General features: G+C 71.5%; 2 protein-coding genes. Both read left to right on the forward strand.

The window, feature by feature from the left end; all coding sequences use genetic code 11:
- Positions 1-851 (forward strand): 2-aminoethylphosphonate ABC transporter permease subunit (locus tag JS521_RS35525; RefSeq protein WP_205086972.1); only part of this gene is annotated, 851 nt, incomplete at its 5' end.
- The gene (locus JS521_RS35530; RefSeq protein ID WP_205086973.1) at positions 838-1,635 is read left to right on the forward strand and encodes an ABC transporter permease; all 798 of its coding nucleotides are present in this window, start codon (positions 838-840) and stop codon (positions 1,633-1,635) included. The genes JS521_RS35525 and JS521_RS35530, both read left to right, overlap by 14 nt.
- The last annotated feature ends 71 nt before the right edge of the window (positions 1,636-1,706 follow it).

Here is a 1,706-nt window from a genome sequence, read left to right on the forward strand (position 1 = left end):
CCCCCGTACCCGGCCCCACCCGGTCCCGTACCGTCCCCGCCTGGGTCTGGGCGCTGCCGCCCGTCGCCGTCCTCGCGCTCGCGTTCCTCTACCCGCTGGCCCTCGTCCTCCAGCAGTCCGTCACCCCGGACGGCGGCGGCGGCGTCTCGCTCGACCCGTACGCCGACGTCTTCGCCTCCGAGGTCTTCCGCGACGCGCTCACCACCACCGTGTGGCTCGCCGTCGGATCGACCGTGGGCTGCCTGGTCCTCGGCTTCGTCCTCGCGCTGGTCATCGCGTTCGTCCCGTTCCCCGGCGGGAAGGCGGTCGCCCGGTTCGTCGACGTCTTCCTCTCCTTCCCGTCCTTCCTCATCACCCTCGCCCTGCTGTTCATCTACGGCTCGGTCGGCATGGCCAACGGGCTCTGGACCGACGTCACCGGGGCGGCCGAAGGGCCCTTCCACTTCCTGACCACGCCGTGGGGCGTCCTGCTCGCCGAGATCACCTACTTCACGCCGTTCGTGATGCGCCCGCTGCTCGCCGCCTTCTCCCAACTCGACACCGGACAGCTGGAAGTGGCCTCCTCGCTGGGCGCCGGGCCTGTCAGGATCATCCGGCAGGTGATCCTGCCCGAGGCGCTCCCGGCGCTCGCGGCGGGCGGCAGCCTCGTGCTGGTGATGTGCCTGAACGAGTTCGGGATCGTCCTGTTCACCGGCGCGAAGGACGTCACCACGCTGCCGATGCTCGTCTACAGCAAGGCGATCCTGGAGTCGGACTACCCGGCCGCCTGCGTCGTCGCCGTCGTCAACATCGCGATCTCCGTGGGCCTTTACAGCCTCTACCGGGTGGTGAGCCGTCGTGCTGGTGCATAGCCGGGCGGGGAAGTGGGCCACCTGGGCCGGCTTCCTGCTCCTCTTCGTCCCGCTGTTCGCGGTGCCGCTGCTCGTCATCCTCGCCGCGTCCCTCGCCACCAACTGGTCCGGGGCCTTCCCCTCCGGCCCCACCGTCGAGCGCTACGCCGCCGCGACCAGCGGCGACTCGCTCCAGGCGCTGACCACCAGCTTGGTCACCGCTCTCGCCGCGAGCGTGCTGGCCCTCACCCTCGGCGGGTGGGCCGCGCTCGCCGCCGCCTCTCTCCGTACGCGCGGAAAGCGGCTCCTGGACGCCCTGTTCATCCTGCCGGTCGCGGTGCCCTCGGTGGTCGTCGGACTGGCGGTCCTGGTGGCCTACAGCCAACCGCCCGTGCTGCTCAACGGGACGCGCTGGATCGTGATCCTCGCCCACACCGTCCTGGTCACCGCCTTCGCCTACCAGTCGGTCGCCGCCGCCGTACGCCGCCTCGACCCGATGTACGAACAGGCCGCCGCCGGCCTCGGGGCGAGTCCCGCACGCGTTCTGTGGCGGGTGAAGCTGCCGCTGCTGCTGCCCTCGCTCACCTCGGCCGTCGGGCTCTGCTTCGCCCTGTCCATGGGGGAGTTGAGCGCCACGATGATGCTCTACCCGCCGGACTGGACCCCGCTGCCGGTACAGATCTTCGCCGCCACCGACCGGGGCTCGCTCTTCACCGGCGCCGCCCTCGCCGTGGTCCTGATGGCGTCGACGCTCCTCGTCCTGGCCGCCGTCTCCCGCATCCGGACCCGCGCCTCCTACCGCTGATCCCCACCCCGACCTTCCGGAGAGAAACCATGCGCAGCCCTTCCCGCATCCCCGCCCGCACCCTCGCCCTC

This window comes from Streptomyces durocortorensis (assembly GCF_016901035.1).
Lineage (GTDB): Bacteria > Actinomycetota > Actinomycetes > Streptomycetales > Streptomycetaceae > Streptomyces > Streptomyces durocortorensis.